General features: G+C 59.9%; 28 protein-coding genes and 1 pseudogene. 1 reads left to right on the forward strand and 28 read right to left on the reverse strand.

Features of this window, described 5'->3' with window-relative positions; genetic code table 11:
- A pseudogene (locus ABJF10_RS20815) lies at positions 1-275 on the reverse strand (NADH-quinone oxidoreductase subunit D); the annotation flags it as partial.
- A gap of 196 nt (positions 276-471) precedes the next feature.
- Between ABJF10_RS20815 and ABJF10_RS20820 the strand changes: the two are divergent.
- On the forward strand, positions 472-693 hold the full coding sequence (locus ABJF10_RS20820; RefSeq protein ID WP_348546535.1) for a hypothetical protein: 222 nt from the start codon (positions 472-474) through the stop codon (positions 691-693).
- 146 nt (positions 694-839) lie between these two features.
- Here ABJF10_RS20820 and rpsD read toward each other — a convergent pair whose 3' ends face one another.
- The 27 genes from rpsD to rpsJ all read right to left on the reverse strand — a co-directional run.
- Positions 840-1,451: a 30S ribosomal protein S4 gene (gene rpsD / locus ABJF10_RS20825; protein ID WP_348546536.1), complete on the reverse strand. Its 612-nt coding sequence runs from the start codon at positions 1,449-1,451 to the stop codon at positions 840-842.
- Between the two features lie 29 nt (positions 1,452-1,480).
- Positions 1,481-2,059, reverse strand: a complete 579-nt coding sequence (rpsK, locus tag ABJF10_RS20830) for a 30S ribosomal protein S11 (protein ID WP_348546537.1) — start codon at positions 2,057-2,059, stop codon at positions 1,481-1,483.
- Between the two features lie 20 nt (positions 2,060-2,079).
- Positions 2,080-2,469, reverse strand: a complete 390-nt coding sequence (gene rpsM / locus ABJF10_RS20835) for a 30S ribosomal protein S13 (RefSeq protein ID WP_348546538.1) — start codon at positions 2,467-2,469, stop codon at positions 2,080-2,082.
- A gap of 98 nt (positions 2,470-2,567) precedes the next feature.
- Positions 2,568-2,681 (reverse strand): 50S ribosomal protein L36, encoded by a 114-nt coding sequence (rpmJ, locus tag ABJF10_RS20840; RefSeq protein ID WP_083804931.1) that lies wholly within the window; start codon positions 2,679-2,681, stop codon positions 2,568-2,570.
- Between the two features lie 74 nt (positions 2,682-2,755).
- Positions 2,756-2,974 carry a translation initiation factor IF-1 gene (gene infA / locus ABJF10_RS20845; RefSeq protein ID WP_348546539.1) on the reverse strand — a complete coding sequence of 73 codons (219 nt, stop codon included), beginning with the start codon at positions 2,972-2,974 and terminating at the stop codon, positions 2,756-2,758.
- The gene (map, locus tag ABJF10_RS20850) at positions 2,947-3,714 is read right to left on the reverse strand and encodes a type I methionyl aminopeptidase (protein WP_348546540.1); all 768 of its coding nucleotides are present in this window, start codon (positions 3,712-3,714) and stop codon (positions 2,947-2,949) included. The genes infA and map overlap by 28 nt, the downstream gene beginning before the upstream one ends.
- A 22-nt stretch (positions 3,715-3,736) precedes the next feature.
- On the reverse strand, positions 3,737-5,242 hold the full coding sequence (gene secY, locus ABJF10_RS20855; RefSeq protein ID WP_348546541.1) for a preprotein translocase subunit SecY: 1,506 nt from the start codon (positions 5,240-5,242) through the stop codon (positions 3,737-3,739).
- Positions 5,243-5,320: 78 nt separating this feature from the next.
- Entirely contained in the window at positions 5,321-5,764 is a 444-nt protein-coding gene (rplO, locus tag ABJF10_RS20860) for a 50S ribosomal protein L15 (protein WP_348546542.1), read from the reverse strand.
- A gap of 11 nt (positions 5,765-5,775) precedes the next feature.
- Positions 5,776-6,324 carry a 30S ribosomal protein S5 gene (rpsE, locus tag ABJF10_RS20865; protein ID WP_348546543.1) on the reverse strand — a complete coding sequence of 183 codons (549 nt, stop codon included), beginning with the start codon at positions 6,322-6,324 and terminating at the stop codon, positions 5,776-5,778.
- A gap of 6 nt (positions 6,325-6,330) precedes the next feature.
- Positions 6,331-6,690 carry a 50S ribosomal protein L18 gene (rplR, locus tag ABJF10_RS20870; protein WP_348546544.1) on the reverse strand — a complete coding sequence of 120 codons (360 nt, stop codon included), beginning with the start codon at positions 6,688-6,690 and terminating at the stop codon, positions 6,331-6,333.
- Between the two features lie 3 nt (positions 6,691-6,693).
- Positions 6,694-7,233 (reverse strand): 50S ribosomal protein L6, encoded by a 540-nt coding sequence (gene rplF, locus ABJF10_RS20875; protein ID WP_348546545.1) that lies wholly within the window; start codon positions 7,231-7,233, stop codon positions 6,694-6,696.
- Positions 7,234-7,246: 13 nt separating this feature from the next.
- Entirely contained in the window at positions 7,247-7,645 is a 399-nt protein-coding gene (gene rpsH, locus ABJF10_RS20880; RefSeq protein WP_348546546.1) for a 30S ribosomal protein S8, read from the reverse strand.
- Between the two features lie 8 nt (positions 7,646-7,653).
- A complete protein-coding gene (gene rplE, locus ABJF10_RS20885) occupies positions 7,654-8,241 on the reverse strand; it encodes a 50S ribosomal protein L5 (protein ID WP_348546547.1) in 588 nt (195 codons plus the stop codon).
- Positions 8,242-8,243: 2 nt separating this feature from the next.
- Positions 8,244-8,537, reverse strand: coding sequence for a 50S ribosomal protein L24 (gene rplX, locus ABJF10_RS20890; RefSeq protein WP_348546548.1), 294 nt, complete (start codon positions 8,535-8,537; stop codon positions 8,244-8,246).
- A 2-nt stretch (positions 8,538-8,539) separates the two neighbouring features.
- The gene (gene rplN / locus ABJF10_RS20895; RefSeq protein WP_348546549.1) at positions 8,540-8,908 is read right to left on the reverse strand and encodes a 50S ribosomal protein L14; all 369 of its coding nucleotides are present in this window, start codon (positions 8,906-8,908) and stop codon (positions 8,540-8,542) included.
- Between the two features lie 22 nt (positions 8,909-8,930).
- Positions 8,931-9,218: a 30S ribosomal protein S17 gene (gene rpsQ / locus ABJF10_RS20900; protein ID WP_348546550.1), complete on the reverse strand. Its 288-nt coding sequence runs from the start codon at positions 9,216-9,218 to the stop codon at positions 8,931-8,933.
- A 3-nt stretch (positions 9,219-9,221) separates the two neighbouring features.
- The gene (gene rpmC / locus ABJF10_RS20905; RefSeq protein ID WP_348546551.1) at positions 9,222-9,431 is read right to left on the reverse strand and encodes a 50S ribosomal protein L29; all 210 of its coding nucleotides are present in this window, start codon (positions 9,429-9,431) and stop codon (positions 9,222-9,224) included.
- Between the two features lie 3 nt (positions 9,432-9,434).
- A complete protein-coding gene (rplP, locus tag ABJF10_RS20910) occupies positions 9,435-9,854 on the reverse strand; it encodes a 50S ribosomal protein L16 (protein ID WP_348546552.1) in 420 nt (139 codons plus the stop codon).
- Positions 9,855-9,882: 28 nt separating this feature from the next.
- Positions 9,883-10,575, reverse strand: a complete 693-nt coding sequence (rpsC, locus tag ABJF10_RS20915; RefSeq protein WP_348546553.1) for a 30S ribosomal protein S3 — start codon at positions 10,573-10,575, stop codon at positions 9,883-9,885.
- Between the two features lies 1 nt (position 10,576).
- Positions 10,577-11,074, reverse strand: a complete 498-nt coding sequence (gene rplV, locus ABJF10_RS20920) for a 50S ribosomal protein L22 (protein WP_348546554.1) — start codon at positions 11,072-11,074, stop codon at positions 10,577-10,579.
- A 37-nt stretch (positions 11,075-11,111) separates the two neighbouring features.
- Positions 11,112-11,918 carry a hypothetical protein gene (locus tag ABJF10_RS20925; RefSeq protein WP_348546555.1) on the reverse strand — a complete coding sequence of 269 codons (807 nt, stop codon included), beginning with the start codon at positions 11,916-11,918 and terminating at the stop codon, positions 11,112-11,114.
- Between the two features lie 27 nt (positions 11,919-11,945).
- Positions 11,946-12,224, reverse strand: coding sequence for a 30S ribosomal protein S19 (rpsS, locus tag ABJF10_RS20930; RefSeq protein ID WP_348546556.1), 279 nt, complete (start codon positions 12,222-12,224; stop codon positions 11,946-11,948).
- A 19-nt stretch (positions 12,225-12,243) separates the two neighbouring features.
- Complete coding sequence (rplB, locus tag ABJF10_RS20935; protein WP_348546557.1) at positions 12,244-13,095, reverse strand: 50S ribosomal protein L2; 852 nt, start codon at positions 13,093-13,095, stop codon at positions 12,244-12,246.
- 13 nt (positions 13,096-13,108) lie between these two features.
- The gene (gene rplW, locus ABJF10_RS20940; protein WP_348546558.1) at positions 13,109-13,393 is read right to left on the reverse strand and encodes a 50S ribosomal protein L23; all 285 of its coding nucleotides are present in this window, start codon (positions 13,391-13,393) and stop codon (positions 13,109-13,111) included.
- Positions 13,390-14,001, reverse strand: a complete 612-nt coding sequence (rplD, locus tag ABJF10_RS20945) for a 50S ribosomal protein L4 (RefSeq protein WP_348546559.1) — start codon at positions 13,999-14,001, stop codon at positions 13,390-13,392. Before rplD ends, rplW begins: the two co-directional genes overlap by 4 nt.
- A gap of 3 nt (positions 14,002-14,004) precedes the next feature.
- Complete coding sequence (gene rplC / locus ABJF10_RS20950; protein ID WP_348546560.1) at positions 14,005-14,652, reverse strand: 50S ribosomal protein L3; 648 nt, start codon at positions 14,650-14,652, stop codon at positions 14,005-14,007.
- 20 nt (positions 14,653-14,672) lie between these two features.
- Positions 14,673-14,953, reverse strand: a 281-nt coding sequence (gene rpsJ, locus ABJF10_RS20955) for a 30S ribosomal protein S10 (RefSeq protein ID WP_348546561.1), incomplete at its 5' end; no start/stop codon positions are given.

The following is a 14,953-nucleotide window of genomic DNA, read 5'->3' on the forward strand; positions in this document are numbered from 1 at the left end:
TCCGTGTAGGGGATGAACTGGTTGTAGTGCATGTTCTCGGCGATCTTTTCGTCGCCGCGATGCAGGTAGCCGATGTCCGGCGTGGCCTTGGTGATGATCTCGCCGTCGAGTTCGAGGATGATCCGCAGCACACCATGCGTCGCCGGATGCGACGGCCCCATGTTGAGGATCAGCTTTTCCCCTAGAAGGTCCGAAGTATCGCTGCCCTCGCTGAGAGCGGCTTGCGTGCGGGCCAGGGTGTCGGGATGTTCGAGTTCTGTCGTGGTGACGGCCATTGGCGGATGAGGGACGGTACGTTTGGCGTGGCGGGCGCCGCAAGCGGAATTTGTGAAAAGATTCACAAGCGACGGTCAACCTCGCCTGCAACTCCGCCCGGGTTCAGCACCCGCGAGCAGAAGCCGTCTCTCTCCGTCCGTGGCCCATGAGAAATTTCCGCTTTCCACTTTTCCATTTCGCTCGCAGGTTTTCCGCATGACCGAAGTTCAGCAGCAGATGATCGACAAAGCATTCGAATTGCTCAGCGAGCACTTCGATCATGTGGTGATCGCCGTCGGCACCTACGACGAGGACAAGCAGTACACGACCACGGCGTCGTACTATGGCGGCGTAGCTCCGGCCATCGGATTGTGCAAGCTCTACGAAAACCGCTGGACCAAGGAACACCTCTGGGGTCCGGACGACGAATTCGAATAGGCCGTAGAACCCGGAGAGATTTGAAGCACAGGACTGATGGGATGCATGGATCCCATCCCTCCTCTTTGTCCCAGCCATCCCATCGAGAAACAAAAACGGCGCAGGCTGCACGAGGCAACCTGCGCCGAAAGTGAGACTCCGTGGGATTAGCGCGAGTAAAGTTCGACGATCAACTGCTCGTTGACGATCGGGGCGATCTCTTCGCGGGTCGGGATGCGCGAGACCTTGCCGGCGAACTGATCCTTGTCCACCGTGAGCCAATCCGGCACCGGGGTGATCTGCGTCAACTCGAGGTTCTTCGCCGCCAGACGGCGGGACTGCGGCTTGTCTTTGACCGTGATCGCATCGCCGGCCTTCACGTTGAAGGAAGAGACGTCGACCTTGCGGCCATTGACCTGCACGTGGCCGTGCGAAACCATCTGCCGGGCGGCGCTGCGGGAGTTCGCGAAGCCGAGGCGGTAGATGACGTTGTCGAGACGGGTCTCGAGCAACTGAAGGAGGATCTCACCGGTCACACCACGGCGTTGGGAGGCGATGCCGAAGTAGCGGCGGAACTGTTTCTCGAGGACGCCGTATTGGTAACGCAGCTTCTGCTTCTCGCCCAAGGCGATCGCGTATTCGGACTGCTTGCGGCGCGAGCCCTTCGGTCCGTGCATGCCGGGGCCGTAGTTCTTGCGTTCCAGCGCTTTCGAGGGGCCGAAAAGGGCGACTCCGAAGCGGCGGCTGATTCTTGTTTTGGGGCCAGTATAACGTGCCATAACGAATTGAGTTTAGTGAGTTTGAACGGTCAGACGCGGCGTTGCTTGGGTGGGCGGCAGCCGTTGTGCGGCACCGGGGTCACGTCCTTGATGATGCTGATCTCGAGGCCCACGGCCTGGATGGCGCGGACGGCGGATTCGCGGCCGGCACCGGGGCCCTTGACGCGAACTTCGACTTCCTTGAGGCCATGGCCCATCGCCTGGCGGCAGGCGTCCTGCGCGACCATCTGCGCGGCGTAAGCCGTGCTCTTGCGCGAGCCCTTGAAGCCGCACTTGCCGGCGCTCGACCAACCGATGGTCGAACCGGTCAGGTCGGTGATGGTGACGATCGTATTGTTGAACGAAGCCACGATGTGGGCAATGCCGCTGTGGACATTCTTGCTGCCTTTGGCCTTGACGATCTTGATTTGCTCAACGACGGCGTTCGGATCGAGCGAGAGGTTTTCCTCTTTCTTCGGCTCGGGAGCGGCGGCGGCAGCGTCTTTCTTGGCTTTCGGAGCCTTCTTGGGGGCCTTCGGAGCGGTCTCGGTCGCAGCGGGAGCCGCAGCGGCTGCAGCCGGAGCTGCGGTTTCGGCTTTCGGGGCCTCTGTCTTGTCGGAATCAGGCATGATCTTCGTTCGTTATGGGGTTACGCCGGTTTCGCATCCTTGGCGCGCTGGACACCCACGGTCTTACGCGGGCCCTTGCGTGTGCGGGCGTTGGTGGAGGTCCGCTGACCGCGCACGGGCAGTCCGCGGCGGTGGCGAATGCCACGATAGCAGTTGATGGCTTGCAGGCGCTTGAGGTTGGCCTGCAATTCGCGGCGCAGATCGCCCTCGATCGGGAGCTTGCTCGCCGTGATGGCCTGGATGATCTGGTTCAACTGTTCGTTGGACAGATCCTTGGCGCGCGCGTCGGGATTGATGTTGGCTTGCTCGAGGATGCGCTTCGCAGTGCTCGGGCCGATGCCGTAAATGTACGGGAGCGACGCTTCGATGCGTTTGTCGCCAGGAATTTCAACGCCTAGGATTCGGGGCATATATTATGGAGTTTGATTTTCGATTTTCGATTTTTGATTGGATTTAGCCGGCTGATTTTCTGAATCGGAATTCCCGAAATCGAAAATCGAAAATGGCTTCAGCCTTGCCGCTGCTTGTGGCGCGTATTCTTGCAAATGACGCGGACCACGTTCTTGCGCTTCACGATGCGGCAGGATTCGCAAAGCCTTTTGACGGATGCTCTTACTTTCATGATTTAAAATTTGGTTTGTGTTTGGAGGACAAAAAATCGCGCTGGGAAAACCCAGTGCGATACGGGCGGTTTCGCTACTTTTGCCGGAAGGTAATACGACCTTTGGTCAAATCGTAGGGGGACATCTCTAGCAGAACTTTGTCCCCTGGCAAGATCCTAATGAAGTGCAAACGCATTTTTCCGGAAATGTGGGCGAGGATGCGGTGCCCGTTGGGGAGCTCGACTCGAAACATGGTATTGGGCAGGAGTTCGACGACCTTGCCTTCTACTTCAATAGCGTCTTTTTTCGCCATGTCAGGATTTCCGGCTCACCCTTGGTGATGAGCACTGTGTGTTCGAAATGCGCGGACGGCTTTCCGTCGAGGGTCACGACCGTCCATTTGTCATCCAGGACGCGGACTCCCGCGGTGCCCATGTTGACCATCGGCTCGATCGCCAGCGTCATGCCCGGCTTCAGCTTGGGCCCGCTGCCGGGCCGGCCGTAGTTGGGAACCTGCGGCTCTTCGTGTAGCTTGCGGCCGACACCATGTCCCACGAATTCGCGAACCACCGTGTAGCCATTGGCAATGATTTCGTCTTCGATCGCGGCACACAGGTCGCCGAGTCGCCGGCCATTCTGCGCATGGGTGATGGCCATCTCCAGCGTGCTCTCGGTCACCGTGAGCAAACGCTGGATCTTTTCATCGATAATGCCCACGGGCACGGTGGTCGCGGTATCGCCGACCCAGCCATCCTTGACTACGCCGATATCGAGTTTGACGATATCGCCGTACTGGATGCGGCGGGCGCCGCCGATGCCGTGCACGACTTCTTCATTCAAGGAAATGCAGATGTTACCGGGAAAGCCGCGGTAACCGAGAAAGGCGCTCTTGCATCCCAGCTCCGCGATAAAATCCGCAGCGGCCTGGTCAACTTCACCGGTGGTAATTCCCGGTCGGACCAATCCCGATACGCGTTCCAGCACGTCACTCGCGGCACGACACGCCAGACGCATCTTTTCTGTCTCGCGCTCGGTCTTGATCGGGATGCTCATGCTACGGCGCCAGTGCGCTGCATTAGTGGAACCGCGTGGCGACCAGGATCACCATACCGGCAATGAACAGCACCGCGAGAAGGACATAGAGCCAGAGCATGGCATTCTGTTGCACGACTTCGCCGCGGCCCGTGGGCGTGCGGTCGAACCGGCCACGAATGCGGCCCTTGCGCAGGAAACCATCGTAATGCCGCTGGATGAGGTGGGTCTCGATCTGGCGCATCGTATCCAAAATCACGCCCACGATAATCAACAGGCTGGTGCCGCCAAAGAACTGCGCCGTAATGTACGGCACATTCAATTTCTCCGAGAGCATACCCGGAAGGATCGCGATAATGGTGAGGAAGACCGCGCCCGCAAACGTCAGGCGCGTCATGGTGAAATCGAGGAAGTCCGCCGTCGGCTTGCCGGGACGAACACCGGGCACGTAACCGCCGTACTTCTTCAAGTCTTCCGCGATCTGCTGCGGCTGAAACTGGGTGGCCACCCAGAAATAGCTGAAGAAGAAAATCATCGCCCCGTAGACCGTGTAGTGCACCCAGCCATGGGTCAGAGCGTTCGCTATATTTGTTGCCAAATGCGAGTTCTTGAAGGCCGTCTGCGCGATGGTCGAGGGAAACACGAGCAACGCCTGGGCAAAAATGATGGGCATGACGCCCGCGTAATTGACCTTCAAGGGCATGTACTGCGTCTGGCCACCGTAAATCTTCTGTCCCACCACGCGCTTGGCGTACTGGACACTGATCCGGCGCTGCGCCTGGGTGACACAAATGACTGCCGCGATCACGATCACCAGGAAGGCGAGCATGAACACCAGCACCATCGGGTTTACCTGACTCCCCTGCCCGCCCGAGGGAACAAACGTCCGCCAAGCCTGAATGAGAGCTGCGGGCAGACGTGCTACGATGCCCACCGTAATGATCATCGACATCCCATTACCCACCCCGCGGTCGGTGATCTGGTCACCGATCCACATGAGGAACATGGTGCCCGCCGTGAGCGTGATCACGATCATCACGCGGAAAGCAATCCCCGGATCCGACACGAGAGGCGTATGCATCTTCGTGATGGTATCCATGATGCCATGGAGAAAGGGATTGTTCGCCGGGCTCTCGAAAGTCAGCGCGAGCAAATAGCCCTGAAAGATACACAGCGCGATGGTCGCATAACGCGTGTACTGCATGATCTTTTGCCGTCCGCCATCTTCTTTCGCCAGCTTGCCGAGCTGCGGGATTACCGCGGTCAGCAATTGCAGCATGATCGAGGCGCTGATGTACGGCATGACGCCCAGCGAGAAGACAGCGCAGTTTTCCAACGCGCCGCCGCTAAAGATATTGAACAGCGCCGCGACGTTGCCGCTGGTGTCATTGCTGACCTGCGAGGCAAACCATTCCTGGATCACCGCTGCGTTGACACCCGGGCAGGTGATCGCCGCGCCGACGCGGACCACCACCAGCAGAATCAACGTAAAGATGATCCGGGTCCTGAGTTCCGGAATCTTGAAGGTGTTGGAGAATGCCGAGATCATGATCGTGCTGCGTTACAGAAGCCCGTTAATCGCGGACTGAGCACCATGCGTCCCGCTCAAGGCATCCAGCGATGGCCATTACTTGAGGGTGAGAGAGCCGCCGGCTTTCTCAATCGCGGCTTTGGCCGTTTCGCTGGCCTTGTTCGCGACGATCGTCAGCTTTTTCGTCAACTCACCGCTGCCGAGAATTTTCACCTCGTCGTAGGGACGACGGATCACGCCGGCGGCCAGCAGGGACTGCTCGTCCACGGTCGCGCCGTTATCGAACTCGTTAAGTGCGTCGAGATTCACGATCGCGAAGCGCGTCTTGAATTCGGCGTTGTTGAAACCACGCTTGGGCATGCGGCGGATGAGGGGCATCTGGCCGCCTTCGAACCCGAGGCGGATACTGCCGCCGGACCGAGCCTTCTGGCCTTTGTGGCCCTTGCCCGAGGTCTTGCCGTGGCCGCTGCTTTCGCCGCAACCAAGGCGCTTCACCCGATGCTTGGCGCCGGGACGGGGCTTGAGGGTATGCAAATTCATAACTAGTAGGATTAGGCGGTAACGGGCCGCTTCGCCGTGATTCCGCGGGTTTCAAAGATTTGGTCACGGACGCGGAGCTGCAGAAGCGCGCCCAGCGTGGCCTTGACGACGTTGGCGTGATTATTCGAGCCGAGCGACTTGGCGAGAATGTCGCGAATGCCAGCCGCCTCAATGACCGCGCGGACACCCGTGCCGGCGCGGACGCCGGTGCCCGGGGACGCGGGACGCAGCAGCACGCGGCCGCCGTCGTGTTCGCCCAGCACTTCATGCGGAATGGTGTGTTCGCGCAGGGAAACTTTGACCATGGCTTTCTTGGCCGCATCCGAAGCCTTGCGAATCGCTTCGCTGACTTCGTTCGCCTTGCCGAAACCGATGCCCACCTTGCCGAGCTTGTCGCCGGTCACGATGAGGGCGCTGAAGCTGAAGCGGCGGCCACCCTTGACGACCTTGGCGCAACGGTTGATGAAAACGACCTTCTCCGTGAGGCCGCTATCGTCCTTCGGTTTGTCCTGCCGGTCGCGGCGGGGGCGGTTGCCCTGTCCTTGTCTTGGTTCAGCCATAATAGTTTAGAATTCGAGGCCGCCTTCGCGGGCCGCGTCTGCGAGAGCTTTCACTTTGCCGTGGTAGATGAAACCGCCGCGGTCGAACACGACCTTGACGACGTTCTTGGCCTTGGCGCGCTCGGCCACCGTCTTGCCGATCTTGACGGCCGTTTCGACGTTGGCGTGGGGCACCTTGGCGCGGAGATCTTTCTCGGTCGTATTCGCCGAGGCCAGCGTCTTGCCGGCTTCGTCGTCGATGACCTGGGCGTAGATGTTCTTGCCCGAGAAGTGCACCGCGAGGCGCGGGCGTTCCGGCGTGCCGGCGACCTTCTTGCGAATGCGCTCGTGGCGCATCTTGAGCGGATTGAGTTTCTTCGTAGCCATGGCTTATTGGACGGTTTTGCCTTCCTTGCGCTGGATCTGTTCGCCAGCGTAGCGGACACCCTTGCCCTTGTAGGGCTCAGGCGGATAATAGGCGCGGATGTCGGCGGCCACCTGGCCGACCAACTGGCGGTCAATGCCTTCGACCTTGATCTTGGTGTTTTCCGCGACGGTGATCTTGATGCCTTGCGGAATGGGGAAATGCACATCGTGCGAGAACCCGAGGTTGAGGTCGAGAATCGGGCCCTTGACCGCCGCCTTGAAGCCGACGCCCTGGATCTCGAGATCCTTGGTGAAGCCGGTGGAGACGCCGGTGACGATGTTATTCACCAGCGCGCGGGAAAGACCGTGCAGCGCGCGGACCTTGCGGTCGTCGCTGGTGCGCTCGATGTGCACCGTGGTGCCGTCGACGCGGCCTTTAATCTGCTTGGGCAGCGTCCACTCGAGCTTGCCTTTCGGCCCTTCGGCGCTGACGGCGCCTTCGCCGGAAATGGTGACCTTCACCTTCGCGGGAAGCTCAATGATTTTTTTACCGATACGGGACATAACGAAATTTCAGTTACCAAACGATGGCGAGCAATTCGCCACCGATGTTTTGCTTCTTGGCTTCGCGGCCGCTGACGATGCCCCGCGGGGTGGAAAGGATGGAGATACCCATGCCGCCGAGCACGCGCGGAATCTCGGAGACGCCGATATACTTGCGCAGGCCGGGCTTGCTCACGCGCTTCAGGCCGGTGATGGCCGAGGTGCGGTTGTGGTTCTTGGTGGTCACCTTGATCTGCGGGAACTTGCCCGTGGTGTCCACTTCGTAGTCCGAGATGTAGCCTTCCTGCTTCAGGATGCGGGCGACCTCGGCTTTGATTTTCGAGTAAGGCGCGATGACCTCAGTCTTGCGGGCCGTGCCGGCGTTGCGCAGGCGCGTGAGGAAATCGGCAATGGGATCGGAGAGTTGGCTCATGTCTGGTATTAGGCTGGGGTTTCCTCAGCCTTCTTTTGCGGAGGCCGCTTGGCCTTGTCGGTGAAAGGCATGCCCAGCTCGCTGAGCAGGGACTTCGCTTCCGCGTTGGTCGTCGCCGTGGTGACGATGGTGACGTCGAAACCGATGTTGCGCTTGATCTTGTCCAGTTCCACTTCCGGGAAGATGGATTGATCGGGCACGCCGAGGGTGTAGTTCCCGTTACCGTCGAAAGCGCGGGTCGAAACACCACGGAAATCGCGAATGCGGGGGAGGGCCGTCTTGATGAGACGCTCCAGGAATTCATACATGCGGGGACCACGGAGGGTCACCTTCGCGCCGATCGGCTGGTATTGGCGGAGCTTGAAGTTCGCGATGCTCTTCTTCGAGCGGGTCTCGGCCGGCTTCTGGCCGGTGATGAGAGCGAGTTCGTTCTTCACGTCCTCGAGGCCCTGCTTGACGTCGGTGTTCGCGTTGACGCAGCTATTGACCACCACCTTGACCACTTTCGGGATCTGGTTGACGTTCTTATAGCCATGCTTTTCCTGCATGCTCGGGATCACGCGATCCTTGTAAAATGTGTAGAGTTCAACAGCCATGGTTAGGAGGCTTTCTTCTTGGATTTCGATTTCGTCTTCGTCGCCTTGCTCGTGGCTTCGGTCTCCTCGACACGCTTGACGTTGGAGACGTGGATCGGGCCTTCGCGCTGGATGATGGCACCCTGCGGATTGTCCTGGGATTTCTTGGTGTGCTTCTTGATCATGCGCACACCTTCGATCAACACCTGCTGCTTGGCGGGAAAGAGCGCGAGCACTTTGCCGATGGAACCTTTGTGGTTGCCGGTGATGACCTGGACGTTGTCGCCCTTCTTAACGTGAAAACGGGTGCTGGCCATGGTTACAGTACCTCCGGGGCAAGCGAGACGATCTTCATGAAGTTCTTCTCGCGGAGTTCGCGGGCCACGGGTCCGAAGATACGGGTGCCGCGGGGATTGAGGTCTTTGTCGATGATGACGATGGCGTTGTTGTCGAAGCGCAGGTAGCTGCCATCGTCGCGACGGATCGGATGCCGGGTGCGGACGATGACGGCGCGGACGACTTCACCCTTCTTCACGGTGCCGCCGGCGCTGGCCTCGCGGATGTGTGCGGTGATGATGTCGCCGATACCGGCCTCGGGCGAGTTCTTCTTGCCGATGACGCCGATCATCTTCGCCATGCGGGCGCCGGTGTTGTCAGCAACATCTAGTCTGGAACGAATCTGGAGCATAAAAAGGGGCGCGGAGTATACGTCAGTGCTTGAGAACTTCAACCAAACGCCAGCGCTTCAATTTGGAGAGCGGGCGGGTCTCGGCGATGCGGACGGTATCGCCCACCTGCGCCTTGTTCTCTTCGTCGTGCGCATAGAAGCGCTTCACTTGCTTGACGATCTTGCCAAACTTGGCGTGCGGGACGCGGGTGGTGGTCTCCACGATGGCGGTCTTCGCCATCTTGGTCGAGACGACCTGGCCGACGCGCTCCTTGCGGAGGCCGCGGGACGGCGTGGATTCAGTAGTGGTGGCTGTGGTCTGCTCGCTCATGGCTTACTTGGCTGCGGCCGAAGTGGCCTGGGTCTTTTGTTTGAGCACCGTTTCGAGGCGGGCGATTTCCCGGCGGATCGCGCGGAGCTGGCTCGGCTTCTCGAGCTGGCCGCTCTGCTGCTGGATGCGCAGGTGGAAACTCTCCTCACGCAACTCATGCTTGCGGGCGGCGAGCTCCTGCGTGCTCAGTTCACGAATTTCTTTGATCTTCATAGACTAGGCGGCGCGGTGGCGGGTGAGGAATTTGGTGCGGATCGGCAGCTTGTCGGCGGCCAAGCGCAGGGACTCGCGGGCGACGGACTCCGGCACGCCATCGAGTTCGAAAAGGATATTGCCGGGGCGCACGGTGGCCACCCAGTACTCGGGAGCGCCTTTGCCCTTGCCCATGCGGGTCTCCGGCGGGCGCGCGGTCACGGACTTGTCCGGGAAAATCCGGATCCAGAGCTTGCCTTTGCGCTTCATGTTGCGGGTCAGCGCAACGCGGGCGGCTTCGATCTGGGTATTGGTGATCCAGGCGCGATCGAGCGTCTGGAGAGCGAACGCTCCGAAATCAATGGCGACGTTCCGTGTCGCAGTCCCCTTGCGGCTTCCCCGCTGGGTCTTGCGATACTTCACTCGTTTGGGCATCAAAGGCATAACCTGGTGTCTTTCTTAAAGGGTTGTGTTACTGGGCGGCAGGGGCCTCGGCGGGAGCGGGCGCTTCGCGCTTCTCGACCGGCTGCGGTTCGGCCGCGCCTTCGGGTTTGCAGAGCCAGCACTTGACGCCGATCTTGCCATACACGGTGTTCGCTTCGGCGAAGCCGTAATCGATGGGTTGGCGCAGGGTGTGGAGCGGGATCTTGCCTTCGCGATACCATTCCGCGCGGCTGATTTCCGCACCGCCGAGGCGGCCGGCGCAACGGAGCTTGATGCCTTGGGCGCCAAATTCCATCGTCTGCTGGATCGACTTCTTCATCGCGCGACGGAAGCTGATACGGCGCTCGATCTGGAGAGCTACGTTCTCAGCCACCAACTGGGCGTCGAGTTCCGGGGTCTTGATTTCCTGGATGTCGATCTTGACCGATTTACCATTGGAGAGGCTTTCGATCTCCTTGGTCATGTTCTCGATCTCGGTGCCCTTGCGGCCGATGACGATGCCGGGGCGGGCCGTGAAGATAGTGACGCGGATACTGTTCCACGCGCGCTCGATGACGATCTTGGAGACCGCGGCGAGCTTGAGCTTGTCCTTCACATACTTGCGGATCTTGAGATCCGAGTTCAGGAACTCAGGCAATTCCTTGGGGGAGGCGTACCAGCGCGAACGCCAGTCACGATTCACTGCCAGACGATAGCCGATAGGATTAACTTTCTGACCCATATTATTCTTGAGTGGTGGTCTGCTCGGGAGCGGGAGTCGCTACGGTTTCTTCCACAGCGGCGGGCGCTGCAGCGGCCACCGGGGCGGCGATTTTCTTCTTCGCCGCGGGTTTCGCGGATTTGCCCTTGCCGGCCGACTTCTTCGGCGCGCGCTTGGGCTTGATCTCGATCTCGTCCGTCAAAATGATGCGGATGTGGGAGGTGCGTTTGCGGATGGGGCCGGCGCTGCCGCGAGCCTTGGGCTGGAAACGCTTGAAGGTTGGGCCTTCACCGACGGTGGCTTCCTTCACGACGAGCTTGTCGGCGCGGAGGTTGTTGTTGTTCTCGGCATTGGCCACGGCGCTTTTCAGCGTCTTGGAGATGAGCACCGCCGCCTTGCGCGGAGTGAAAGCAAGAAGGTCGAGCGCCGCCGCCACGGGCAGGCCCTGAATCTCGCGCGTCACTTCCCGGCACTTGAATGCCGAGATGCGTGCGCCTCGATGGATGGATTTGATCAACATGCTAAATGCTCGTCTAAGTTTGGTTTCGTAAATTTGGCTAACGGTGGGCTTCCACTTTGAGGTGGTCCCCTACCTTGATGCGGTCTTTTTCAGTAGTTAGATCTTGAATGATGGCGCCGGCGATTCTCTCGCGAACGGAGACCACCCGGACACTGCCCACGATGCGATCCCCGCGGATGACCTGGAAAGGCATCCCGATTTTCACACCCTGTTTGGCTCCGAGATTCATCACGACCAGCGCGTAGTCATCCCGCACACTGATCGCCATGCCGTCGGCAATGGTCGAAGGCACTGGCGCCGCTTCCACCGCATTCGGTGAAGAACCGCTCAACACGGTGTCCGCTTTGCGGAACGCCGCTTCGAGCGTGGCGATGGCCTCGGGATTCGCACTGGGCGCCGTCTTTTGGTAAAGGCGGGCGGCTTCGGAGACTTGCAGGAGGACTTCGGAGAGATTCTTTCTCTCTTCGGCCATCACGCGCATGTCGCCCACCGCATCCAGCAGTCGCTGTTCGAGCCTGGCACTGTTGCCGCCGGATGCGTCGAGCCCGAGGGCTTCGATCCGCAGCTTCAGTTCCCCGGCCTGCCGTTTGAAGATTTCGCTTTCGCCACTGGTCGCTGCGAGGTTTTTCCTCATGTCGGCCAGCGTCTTCTCGGTCTCAGCGAGAGCATCACGGAGTTGTTTGTTCTCCCCGAGAACTTTCTCGAGGGTCACTTTCAACTCGCTGTATTCAATATCTAATTCTGACAAAGAACCTTTGGCCGGCCCTTCCGATCTTGCGACCGAAATCAGGCTCAACCCGGCGGCCAGCGCCGCGAACTTCAGGCCTAGGGTCGAGATTCTCATTCTCTCAACTCTGGACCGTGGCTCGCGCTACTTGGCGACCTTCGCGGTGTGGGAACCGTGCTTCTTGAAGATTCGCGTGGGCGAAAATTCACCAAGCTTGTGCCCCACCATGTTTTCCGTCACGAAGACGGAGTTAAAAATTTTACCGTTGTGGACGAGGAACGTGTGTCCCACGAAGTCCGGCGTGACCATCGAGCGGCGCGACCAGGTCTTGATCGGCTTTTTGACGCTCGCGGCATTCATTTTCTCGATTTTGTCGTAGAGGTGTCCGTCAACGAACGGACCTTTTTTAAGTGAGCGACCCATGATGTGTTAGTTAAAAAGGTTACTTCGTCTTCTTCTTCGACTTACGACGTTCAATGATAAAATTGTTGCTCGGCTTGTGCTTGCGGCGGGTCTTGAAACCCTTCGCCAGCTGGCCCCAGGGCGACATCGGATGATGGCGTCCACCACCGCCCTTGGACTTGCCCTGACCGCCACCATTGGGGTGATCGATCGGGTTCATGACCATACCGCGAACCGTTGGGCGAACCCCGCGCCAGCGGCTGCGGCCGGCCTTGCCCGAGGAGACGTTCATGTGCTCGCTATTACCGACCGCACCGATCGTCGCATAGCACTTCACGTGAATCTTGCGCAGCTCACCAGAAGGCATCTTCACGAGGGCGTAGTCGCCTTCGCGGTTGTTCAGCATCACTTGCTGACCGGCGCTGCGGGCGATCTGACCGCCACGACCAGCAACGAGCTCCACATTGTGGATCGCCGTGCCGAGCGGGATGGCGCTGAGCGGAAGGGCGTTGCCGACCTTGGGCTCGGCGGTTTCGCCGGCGGAAACTTTGTCCCCGACGTTCAAACCGGCAGGCGCCAGGATGTAGGTCTTCTCGCCGTCGGTATACTGGAGCAACGCGATGCGGCAGGTGCGGTTCGGATCGTACTCGATCGCGATCACGGAAGCCACGATGTCACGCTTGCGGCGCTTGAAGTCGATGATCCGATACTTCTGCTTGTGACCACCGCCGATGTGGCGGCAGGTGATCCGGCCGTTGTTATTGCGGCCACCGGAGCGGCGCTTGATAACAACCAGCGATTTCTCGGGCTTGGATTTGGTGATCTCTTCGAACGACGGCAGCGCCTTGAAGCGGTTGGTCGGGGTAAGAGGACGGAAAGTTTTGAGTGCCATGGCTGGTTACGGGTTAGGCGAGTTCGATCTTGTCGCCGGCCTTCAAGGTCACGACGGCCTTCTTCCAGTCCGACTTGCGGCCGAAGGAAGCGGTGCGTTCGCGCTTCTTCTTGCCGGCGTAATTCATGGTGTTCACCGCGATCACGGTCTTCTTGAAGAGCTTCTCAATCGCCGCCTTGATCTGGGTCTTGTTGGCGTGGGGCTTGACGCGGAAAACATACTTGTTTTCCTTCTCCGCGAGGAGCGTCGCCTTTTCGGTCAGGCGGACCGTATCGATAATGTCGTAGGGCTCGTTCATGGGGCCAGGCGGTCGGAGATTTGGGCGAGGCCGTCGTTGGTGATGACGATCTTGCGGTAGTGCAAAAGTTGTTCGGTGTTCACCTCGGCGGCCGTGATGAGCAGCGTCGGCTGGACGTTGCGGGCCGCGAGGTAGGTATTCTTGTCGAAGGCCGCGGAGACGATCAACGTCTTCGGCTCCTCGGTGATCTTGGCGATGGTCGAGACGAAGTTCTTCGTCTTCGGCTCCTTGACGGCGAACTCATCGACGATGAACACATCGCCGGCCTTGATCCGCTCGCTCAACGCCTTGCGCAGGGCGATCTTCTTCACGCTCTTCGAGACCTTCTTGGAGTAATCGCGGGGATGCGGTCCGAAGACCACGCCGCCGCCGACCCACACGGGGCTCGACTTATAACCGGCGCGGGCGCGGCCCGTGCCTTTTTGCCGCCAGGGCTTGGCGCCCGAGCCACTCACGGTCGCCTTCGTTTTCACGGAAGCGGTGCCGCTGCGGCGATTGGCGCGCATCGCGACCACGGTGTCATGGACGACCTGGGTGTATTTGCCATTCTCGATCACGTCGATCTTGGCAGCCTTCGCGGCTTCAACAGTTAGAACTTTCGCAGCCATAAATTACTTCGCAGCCTCCGGTTGAACTTTCTTCGCGGGGCGGATGACGATGTAAGTGCCGTTCGCGCCGGGCACCGCACCGCTGATCAGGATCACGCCTTCTTCCGGGCGAACCTGCACGACCTTGAGATTCTGGACGGTCACGCGCTCGTCACCCATGTGACCAGGCATGCCCATGTTCTTCCAGATGCGGCCCGGGGTCGAGCGGTTGCCGATGGCGCCGTTGCGGCGATGCATCATCGAACCGTGCGATTGCCCCTGCCCCGCCATGTTGTGCTTGCGCACGACACCTTGGAAGCCTTTGCCCTTCGAGCGGCCGATCACGTCCACCACATCGCCGACGGCGAACTGGGAAACGCTCAGGTCGATCGCTCCTTCGAGCGTCGTGCCGTCAGGGAGACGAAATTCTTTGATGCGCTTCTTCGGCTCGGAACCGGCCTTCTTGAAGTGCCCGAGCAGCGGCTGGGTCACGCGCTGTTCTTTCTGCGTGTCGAATCCGACCTGCACGCTGGCGTAGCCGTCGTTTTCGGTCGTCTTGGTTTGCAGCAGGGTATTGCCCCCGGCTTCGATGACAGTCACGGGCGTGGCTTTGCCCTTGTCGTCATAGACGCGGGTCATCCCGATCTTTTTGCCTAGTAATCCAATCTTCATGTCGTGGTCGGGCGAAAGGGTCAGATCTTGATGGTGATGTCCACGCCGGCGGGCAGGTTGAGCTTCTTGAGCTCATCCACCGTCTTCGCGGTCGGCTCGATGATGTCGAGCAGGCGCTTGTGGGTGCGGACTTCGAACTGGTCCATGGACTTCTTGTCCACGTGCGGAGACCGGTTCACGGTGAATTTTTCAATGCGCGTCGGCAGCGGGATCGGTCCCGCGACCTTGGCGCCAGTGCGCTTGGCGGTCTCGACGATTTCCGCCGACGACTGGTCGAGCATACGGAAGTCGAAAGCTTTAA

This window comes from Chthoniobacter sp., from assembly GCF_040003245.1.
In the GTDB taxonomy this organism is placed as follows: domain Bacteria; phylum Verrucomicrobiota; class Verrucomicrobiia; order Chthoniobacterales; family Chthoniobacteraceae; genus Chthoniobacter.

What these genes read in the sequence shown, in the direction of transcription:
- rplC (WP_348546560.1), bottom strand. Translation starts at nt 14,652, where the DNA reads ATGAAGATTGGATTACTAGGCAAAAAGATCGGGATGACCCGCGTCTAT.
- rpsM (WP_348546538.1), bottom strand. Translation starts at nt 2,469, where the DNA reads ATGCCCCGAATCCTAGGCGTTGAAATTCCTGGCGACAAACGCATCGAA.
- rplB (WP_348546557.1), bottom strand. Translation starts at nt 13,095, where the DNA reads ATGGCACTCAAAACTTTCCGTCCTCTTACCCCGACCAACCGCTTCAAG.
- rplN (WP_348546549.1), bottom strand. Translation starts at nt 8,908, where the DNA reads ATGCTCCAGATTCGTTCCAGACTAGATGTTGCTGACAACACCGGCGCC.
- ABJF10_RS20820 (WP_348546535.1), top strand. Translation starts at nt 472, where the DNA reads ATGACCGAAGTTCAGCAGCAGATGATCGACAAAGCATTCGAATTGCTC.
- rpsK (WP_348546537.1), bottom strand. Translation starts at nt 2,059, where the DNA reads ATGCCTGATTCCGACAAGACAGAGGCCCCGAAAGCCGAAACCGCAGCT.
- rpsD (WP_348546536.1), bottom strand. Translation starts at nt 1,451, where the DNA reads ATGGCACGTTATACTGGCCCCAAAACAAGAATCAGCCGCCGCTTCGGA.
- rplR (WP_348546544.1), bottom strand. Translation starts at nt 6,690, where the DNA reads ATGGCTACGAAGAAACTCAATCCGCTCAAGATGCGCCACGAGCGCATT.
- rplP (WP_348546552.1), bottom strand. Translation starts at nt 9,854, where the DNA reads ATGCCTTTGATGCCCAAACGAGTGAAGTATCGCAAGACCCAGCGGGGA.
- infA (WP_348546539.1), bottom strand. Translation starts at nt 2,974, where the DNA reads ATGGCGAAAAAAGACGCTATTGAAGTAGAAGGCAAGGTCGTCGAACTC.
- rpsC (WP_348546553.1), bottom strand. Translation starts at nt 10,575, where the DNA reads ATGGGTCAGAAAGTTAATCCTATCGGCTATCGTCTGGCAGTGAATCGT.
- map (WP_348546540.1), bottom strand. Translation starts at nt 3,714, where the DNA reads ATGAGCATCCCGATCAAGACCGAGCGCGAGACAGAAAAGATGCGTCTG.
- rplO (WP_348546542.1), bottom strand. Translation starts at nt 5,764, where the DNA reads ATGAATTTGCATACCCTCAAGCCCCGTCCCGGCGCCAAGCATCGGGTG.
- rpsH (WP_348546546.1), bottom strand. Translation starts at nt 7,645, where the DNA reads ATGAGCCAACTCTCCGATCCCATTGCCGATTTCCTCACGCGCCTGCGC.
- ABJF10_RS20925 (WP_348546555.1), bottom strand. Translation starts at nt 11,918, where the DNA reads ATGAGAATCTCGACCCTAGGCCTGAAGTTCGCGGCGCTGGCCGCCGGG.
- rplD (WP_348546559.1), bottom strand. Translation starts at nt 14,001, where the DNA reads ATGGCTGCGAAAGTTCTAACTGTTGAAGCCGCGAAGGCTGCCAAGATC.
- rplV (WP_348546554.1), bottom strand. Translation starts at nt 11,074, where the DNA reads ATGTTGATCAAATCCATCCATCGAGGCGCACGCATCTCGGCATTCAAG.
- rpsE (WP_348546543.1), bottom strand. Translation starts at nt 6,324, where the DNA reads ATGGCTGAACCAAGACAAGGACAGGGCAACCGCCCCCGCCGCGACCGG.
- rpmJ (WP_083804931.1), bottom strand. Translation starts at nt 2,681, where the DNA reads ATGAAAGTAAGAGCATCCGTCAAAAGGCTTTGCGAATCCTGCCGCATC.
- rpsS (WP_348546556.1), bottom strand. Translation starts at nt 12,224, where the DNA reads ATGGGTCGCTCACTTAAAAAAGGTCCGTTCGTTGACGGACACCTCTAC.
- rplX (WP_348546548.1), bottom strand. Translation starts at nt 8,537, where the DNA reads ATGGCCAGCACCCGTTTTCACGTTAAGAAGGGCGACAACGTCCAGGTC.
- rpsQ (WP_348546550.1), bottom strand. Translation starts at nt 9,218, where the DNA reads ATGAGCGAGCAGACCACAGCCACCACTACTGAATCCACGCCGTCCCGC.
- rpmC (WP_348546551.1), bottom strand. Translation starts at nt 9,431, where the DNA reads ATGAAGATCAAAGAAATTCGTGAACTGAGCACGCAGGAGCTCGCCGCC.
- secY (WP_348546541.1), bottom strand. Translation starts at nt 5,242, where the DNA reads ATGATCTCGGCATTCTCCAACACCTTCAAGATTCCGGAACTCAGGACC.
- rplW (WP_348546558.1), bottom strand. Translation starts at nt 13,393, where the DNA reads ATGAACGAGCCCTACGACATTATCGATACGGTCCGCCTGACCGAAAAG.
- rplF (WP_348546545.1), bottom strand. Translation starts at nt 7,233, where the DNA reads ATGTCCCGTATCGGTAAAAAAATCATTGAGCTTCCCGCGAAGGTGAAG.
- rplE (WP_348546547.1), bottom strand. Translation starts at nt 8,241, where the DNA reads ATGGCTGTTGAACTCTACACATTTTACAAGGATCGCGTGATCCCGAGC.